The organism is Variovorax paradoxus (genome assembly GCF_000834655.1).
GTDB lineage: Bacteria > Pseudomonadota > Gammaproteobacteria > Burkholderiales > Burkholderiaceae_C > Variovorax > Variovorax paradoxus_F.
The window spans coordinates 1-985 of record NZ_JXQQ01000121.1; the positions used below are offsets into that span (position 1 = coordinate 1).

Genomic DNA, 985 nt, shown 5'->3' on the forward strand with positions numbered 1-985 from the left:
GAGGTCGAAGTCGACAAGCTGCTCACGCTGCTGTTCGTCGAGCTGAGACCAGTGGACAGGCTGGAGATACCGCTGGTAGCGGTGCTCAGGCCGGACGAGGTCGAGGTGGACAGGCTGCTGACGTTGCTGTTGGTCGAGCTGAGGCCGGTCGAGAGGCTCGAGATGCCGCTCGTCGCCGTGCTCAGGCCAGACGACGTCGAGGTCGACAGGCTGCTCACGCTACTGTTGGTCGAGCTCAGGCCGGTCGAGAGGCTGGAGATACCACTGGTAGCGGTGCTCAGGCCAGACGACGTGGAAGTCGACAGGCTGCTCACGCTGCTGTTGGTCGAGCTCAGGCCGGTCGAGAGGCTGGAGATACCGCTAGTCGCGGTGCTCAGGCCGCTGGATGTCGATGTGGACAGGCTATCGATGCTGCTCGTCGCCGTGCTAAGGCCAGACGACGTCGAGGTCGACAGGCTGCTCACGCTGCTGTTGGTCGAGCTCAAGCCGGTCGAGAGGCTAGAGATACCGCTAGTCGCGGTGCTCAGACCGCTGGACGTCGACGTCGACAGGCTATCGATGCTGCTGGTGGCAGTGCTAAGACCCGATGACGTCGAGGTGGACAAGCTGCTCACGCTGCTGTTCGTCGAGCTCAGGCCAGTCGAGAGGCTGGAGATGCCGCTCGTCGCGGTGCTCAAGCCAGACGACGTCGAAGTCGACAAGCTGCTGACACTGCTGTTGGTCGAGCTGAGACCGGTCGACAGGCTAGAGATGCCGCTCGTCGCGGTGCTCAGGCCAGACGAGGTCGAGGTCGACAGGCTGCTGACGCTGCTGTTGGTCGAGCTCAAGCCGGTCGAGAGGCTGGAGATTCCGCTAGTCGCGGTGCTCAGACCGCTGGACGTCGACGTCGACAGGCTTTGGATGCTGCTGGTGGCCGTGCTCAAGCCAGACGAGGTCGAGGTCGACAGGCTGCTTACGCTGCTGTTGGTGGTGCTCAGGCCCGTAG

General features: G+C 63.6%; 1 protein-coding gene. It reads left to right on the forward strand.

The features are described 5' to 3' along the window. The coding region (locus RT97_RS33650) for a hypothetical protein (RefSeq protein ID WP_052810797.1) at positions 1-985 on the forward strand (985 nt) is incomplete at both ends.